Origin of the sequence: Citrobacter sp. Cc139 (genome assembly GCF_030334645.1) — a bacterium.
GTDB classification, from domain to species: Bacteria; Pseudomonadota; Gammaproteobacteria; order Enterobacterales; family Enterobacteriaceae; genus Citrobacter; species Citrobacter werkmanii.
The window spans coordinates 1-5,166 of sequence record NZ_JAOWDM010000064.1 but is presented as its reverse complement, the minus strand read 5'-3'; the positions used below and the strand labels follow the sequence as shown (position 1 = coordinate 5,166).

5 protein-coding genes and 1 pseudogene are annotated in these 5,166 nt (G+C 55.0%); 3 read left to right on the top strand and 3 right to left on the bottom strand.

All coding sequences use genetic code 11. The annotated features are described in order from the left end of the window. Window positions 1-52 precede the first annotated feature (52 nt). Window positions 53-757: an IS6-like element IS26 family transposase gene (locus OGV69_RS04245; RefSeq protein WP_001067855.1), complete on the bottom strand. Its 705-nt coding sequence runs from the start codon at window positions 755-757 to the stop codon at window positions 53-55. Window positions 758-768: 11 nt separating this feature from the next. Continuing rightward, window positions 769-1,425, bottom strand: a complete 657-nt coding sequence (gene tetR(D), locus OGV69_RS04240) for a tetracycline resistance transcriptional repressor TetR(D) (RefSeq protein WP_000113282.1) — start codon at window positions 1,423-1,425, stop codon at window positions 769-771. 95 nt (window positions 1,426-1,520) lie between these two features. Here tetR(D) and tet(D) point away from each other — a divergent pair, with 95 nt between their 5' ends. From tet(D) to OGV69_RS04225, 3 genes and pseudogenes are all read left to right on the top strand, one after another. Further along, complete coding sequence (gene tet(D), locus OGV69_RS04235) at window positions 1,521-2,705, top strand: tetracycline efflux MFS transporter Tet(D) (RefSeq protein WP_001039466.1); 1,185 nt, start codon at window positions 1,521-1,523, stop codon at window positions 2,703-2,705. 94 nt (window positions 2,706-2,799) lie between these two features. After that, a complete protein-coding gene (locus tag OGV69_RS04230) occupies window positions 2,800-3,909 on the top strand; it encodes an S-(hydroxymethyl)glutathione dehydrogenase/class III alcohol dehydrogenase (RefSeq protein WP_000842134.1) in 1,110 nt (369 codons plus the stop codon). A 21-nt stretch (window positions 3,910-3,930) separates the two neighbouring features. Beyond that, window positions 3,931-4,353: pseudogene (locus OGV69_RS04225) on the top strand (alpha/beta hydrolase-fold protein); the annotation flags it as partial. A gap of 45 nt (window positions 4,354-4,398) precedes the next feature. Here the strand turns inward: OGV69_RS04225 and OGV69_RS04220 are convergent. Continuing rightward, window positions 4,399-5,103, bottom strand: a complete 705-nt coding sequence (locus OGV69_RS04220) for an IS6-like element IS26 family transposase (RefSeq protein WP_001067855.1) — start codon at window positions 5,101-5,103, stop codon at window positions 4,399-4,401. Window positions 5,104-5,166: the final 63 nt, after the last annotated feature.

Below are 5,166 nucleotides of genomic sequence, written 5' to 3'. Positions count from 1 at the left end.
GGCACTGTTGCAAAGTTAGCGATGAGGCAGCCTTTTGTCTTATTCAAAGGCCTTACATTTCAAAAACTCTGCTTACCAGGCGCATTTCGCCCAGGGGATCACCATAATAAAATGCTGAGGCCTGGCCTTTGCGTAGTGCACGCATCACCTCAATACCTTTGATGGTGGCGTAAGCCGTCTTCATGGATTTAAATCCCAGCGTGGCGCCGATTATCCGTTTCAGTTTGCCATGATCGCATTCAATCACGTTGTTCCGGTACTTAATCTGTCGGTGTTCAACGTCAGACGGGCACCGGCCTTCGCGTTTGAGCAGAGCAAGCGCGCGACCATAGGCGGGCGCTTTATCCGTGTTGATGAATCGCGGGATCTGCCACTTCTTCACGTTGTTGAGGATTTTACCCAGAAACCGGTATGCAGCTTTGCTGTTACGACGGGAGGAGAGATAAAAATCGACAGTGCGGCCCCGGCTGTCGACGGCCCGGTACAGATACGCCCAGCGGCCATTGACCTTCACGTAGGTTTCATCCATGTGCCACGGGCAAAGATCGGAAGGGTTACGCCAGTACCAGCGCAGCCGTTTTTCCATTTCAGGCGCATAACGCTGAACCCAGCGGTAAATCGTGGAGTGATCGACATTCACTCCGCGTTCAGCCAGCATCTCCTGCAGCTCACGGTAACTGATGCCGTATTTGCAGTACCAGCGTACGGCCCACAGAATGATGTCACGCTGAAAATGCCGGCCTTTGAATGGGTTCATGTGCAGCTCCATCAGCAAAAGGGGATGATAAGTTTATCACCACCGACTATTTGCAACAGTGCCGTAAGCTGCACCTCAAACCCCCGGATCAGGCTCTCCAGGCCATGCAGAAAGGCCTGCTCACCATCATCACTGTCCATAATCTGCAGCGCTTCCCGCAATAGCGGCGGCAGGTTTTCGTCCGGTGCTGCAGGGCGGTCGGTCAGGGCGGCAGTATGCTCCTGCTGCTCCAGTACGGCACCAAGGGTAAAATGACTGACCGCTGAAATCGCATATAACCCGTCGCGCAGTGAAAAGCCGTTTTCTGTCATAAAGCGTAACTGGGTTTCCACCGTATCATACTGTTTTTCATCAGGGCGGGTGCCGAGGTGCACTTTTGCCCCGTCACGGTAACGCAGCAGCGCCCGGCGGAAACTCATTGCATTATTGCGCAGAAATGACTGCCAGGATTCCCCCGCCGCAGGCAGTGAATAATCATGATGACGCGCCAGGATCTCCACCGCCAGCGCATCCAGTAACGCCCGTTTATTTTTCACATGCCAGTAAAGTGTCGGCTGTTCTATTCCCAGCTTCTGCGCCAGCTTGCGGGTCGTCAGCCCGTCAATCCCTGTCTCATTCAGCAGTTCCAGTGCCGCATCAATAACCGATTCTCTGTTCAGCCGTGCCATGACCGTCTCCTCCGATTTTCAGATTGACACTCTATCATTGATAGGGATATATTCCAACTCTATCAATGATAGGGAATTAACACAGGATCTGAAAAATGAATAAACCCGCTGTCATCGCGCTGGTGATTACACTGCTGGACGCGATGGGAATTGGTCTGATCATGCCGGTATTACCGTCACTGCTGCGGGAATATCTCCCGGAAGCGGATGTGGCAAACCATTACGGCATTCTGCTGGCGCTGTATGCGGTGATGCAGGTCTGTTTTGCTCCGCTGCTGGGCAGATGGTCAGATAAGCTGGGGCGCAGACCGGTGCTGCTGTTATCCCTGGCGGGTGCCGCGTTTGATTACACACTGCTGGCACTGTCCAATGTGCTGTGGATGTTGTATCTCGGGCGGATTATCTCCGGGATCACTGGTGCCACCGGCGCGGTTGCGGCTTCGGTAGTGGCGGACAGCACGGCGGTCAGCGAGCGTACCGCCTGGTTCGGCCGTCTCGGTGCGGCCTTTGGTGCCGGGCTGATTGCCGGGCCGGCTATCGGCGGACTGGCGGGGGATATCTCACCGCATCTGCCGTTTGTCATTGCGGCAATACTGAATGCCTGCACCTTTCTGATGGTCTTTTTTATCTTTAAACCGGCGGTACAGACAGAAGAAAAACCGGCGGAGCAGAAACAAGAAAGCGCAGGTATCAGCTTTATCACACTGCTTAAACCTCTGGCGCTGTTGCTGTTTGTCTTTTTTACCGCGCAGCTTATCGGGCAGATCCCGGCCACTGTCTGGGTATTGTTTACGGAGAGCCGCTTTGCCTGGGACAGCGCGGCGGTCGGTTTTTCACTGGCGGGACTCGGGGCGATGCATGCACTGTTTCAGGCGGTGGTTGCCGGGGCGCTGGCAAAACGGCTGAGTGAGAAAACCATTATTTTCGCCGGATTTATTGCCGATGCCACCGCGTTTTTACTGATGTCTGCTATCACTTCCGGATGGATGGTGTATCCGGTCCTGATCCTGCTGGCAGGCGGCGGAATTGCACTGCCTGCATTGCAGGGCATTATCTCTGCCGGGGCATCGGCGGCAAATCAGGGAAAACTACAGGGTGTGCTGGTCAGCCTGACCAATCTGACCGGCGTGGCGGGCCCGCTGCTGTTTGCTTTTATTTTCAGTCAGACACAGCAGAGTGCGGACGGTACGGTGTGGCTGATTGGCACGGCACTGTACGGTCTGCTGCTGGCAATCTGTCTGCTGATCAGAAAACCGGCACCGGTGGCGGCCACCTGCTGACCGGCGCTATACAGGCAGCGCTGTTGTGCGGTATGGTGGACGGCATTCGTGCTTATCGCCTGCCATGATAAGCCTCAGACACAGAGGAACCGTTATGAAATCACGCGCAGCAGTCGCCTTCGGGCCGGGTTTACCCCTTGAAATTGTTGAAATTGATGTGGCACCGCCGAAGAAAGGTGAAGTGCTGGTGAAAATCAGTCACACCGGGGTATGCCATACCGATGCCTACACGCTTTCCGGTGATGATCCGGAAGGTCTGTTCCCGGTGGTGCTCGGCCATGAAGGTGCCGGGGTGGTGGTTGAGGTCGGTGAGGGCGTGACCAGTGTGAAACCGGGCGACCATGTGATCCCGCTGTACACCGCCGAGTGCGGCGAGTGTGATTTCTGTACCTCCGGTAAAACCAACCTCTGTGTTGCCGTCCGCGAAACCCAGGGCAAAGGCGTGATGCCGGACGGCACCAGCCGTTTTTCGTATAACGGTCAGCCGCTCTATCACTATATGGGCTGCTCGACATTCAGCGAATATACCGTTGTGGCGGAAGTATCACTGGCGAAAATCAATCCGCAGGCCAATGCGGAGCAGGTTTGCCTGCTCGGCTGCGGCGTGACCACCGGGATCGGCGCGGTACACAATACCGCGAAGGTACAGGAAGGGGATTCTGTGGCGGTATTCGGCCTCGGCGGTATCGGGCTGGCCGTGGTGCAGGGCGCACGTCAGGCAAAAGCGGGGCGCATCTTTGCCATCGATACCAATCCATCCAAGTTTGAGCTGGCAAAACAGTTCGGCGCCACAGACTGCATTAATCCCAATGATTATGACAAACCTGTTCAGCAGGTGCTGGTCGAAATGACCAAATGGGGTGTGGATCATACCTTTGAATGTATCGGCAATGTCAATGTGATGCGGTCGGCGCTGGAAAGTGCGCACCGTGGCTGGGGGCAGTCGGTAATTATCGGGGTGGCGGGTGCCGGAAAAGAGATTTCAACCCGTCCGTTCCAGCTGGTGACCGGCCGGGTCTGGAAAGGCACGGCGTTCGGCGGCGTGAAAGGGCGTACCCAGTTGCCGGGAATGGTGGAAGATGCCATGAGCGGCAAAATCGAGCTGGCGCCGTTTGTCACGCACACCATGGAACTGGATAAAATCAATGAAGCTTTTGATTTGATGCACGACGGCAAATCCATCCGCACAGTCATTCATTACTGATAACGTATTCAGGGAGATACTATGGAACGGATTGAACATCACGTCTGTTTCGGCGGCAGCCAGGAAGTCTGGCGTCACCACTCTGCGGTGACCGGCACGCCGATGACTTTTTCCGTGTTTCTGCCGCCGCAGGCAAAAACAGAGAAATGTCCTGTGCTGTACTGGCTTTCCGGGCTGACCTGCAACGAGCAGAATTTTATCACCAAAGCCGGGGCACAGCGTTACGCAGCGGAACACGGCCTGGTGATTGTCGCGCCGGATACCAGTCCGCGCGGCAGTCAGGTGGCGGATGATAAAGAGTACGATCTCGGCCAGGGTGCCGGGTTTTATGTCAATGCCACACAGGAGCCGTGGAAAGCGCATTATCAGATGTATGATTATATTCTGAATGAGCTGCACACCCTGGTAAGCGGGCATTTCGGCACATCGGAAAAACGGGCACTGTTGCAAAGTTAGCGATGAGGCAGCCTTTTGTCTTATTCAAAGGCCTTACATTTCAAAAACTCTGCTTACCAGGCGCATTTCGCCCAGGGGATCACCATAATAAAATGCTGAGGCCTGGCCTTTGCGTAGTGCACGCATCACCTCAATACCTTTGATGGTGGCGTAAGCCGTCTTCATGGATTTAAATCCCAGCGTGGCGCCGATTATCCGTTTCAGTTTGCCATGATCGCATTCAATCACGTTGTTCCGGTACTTAATCTGTCGGTGTTCAACGTCAGACGGGCACCGGCCTTCGCGTTTGAGCAGAGCAAGCGCGCGACCATAGGCGGGCGCTTTATCCGTGTTGATGAATCGCGGGATCTGCCACTTCTTCACGTTGTTGAGGATTTTACCCAGAAACCGGTATGCAGCTTTGCTGTTACGACGGGAGGAGAGATAAAAATCGACAGTGCGGCCCCGGCTGTCGACGGCCCGGTACAGATACGCCCAGCGGCCATTGACCTTCACGTAGGTTTCATCCATGTGCCACGGGCAAAGATCGGAAGGGTTACGCCAGTACCAGCGCAGCCGTTTTTCCATTTCAGGCGCATAACGCTGAACCCAGCGGTAAATCGTGGAGTGATCGACATTCACTCCGCGTTCAGCCAGCATCTCCTGCAGCTCACGGTAACTGATGCCGTATTTGCAGTACCAGCGTACGGCCCACAGAATGATGTCACGCTGAAAATGCCGGCCTTTGAATGGGTTCATGTGCAGCTCCATCAGCAAAAGGGGATGATAAGTTTATCACCACCGACTATTTGCAACAGTGCC

Coding starts and splice junctions, on each gene's coding strand:
- OGV69_RS04245 (WP_001067855.1), bottom strand. CDS start 757: ATGAACCCATTCAAAGGCCGGCATTTTCAGCGTGACATCATTCTGTGG.
- OGV69_RS04230 (WP_000842134.1), top strand. CDS start 2,800: ATGAAATCACGCGCAGCAGTCGCCTTCGGGCCGGGTTTACCCCTTGAA.
- OGV69_RS04220 (WP_001067855.1), bottom strand. CDS start 5,103: ATGAACCCATTCAAAGGCCGGCATTTTCAGCGTGACATCATTCTGTGG.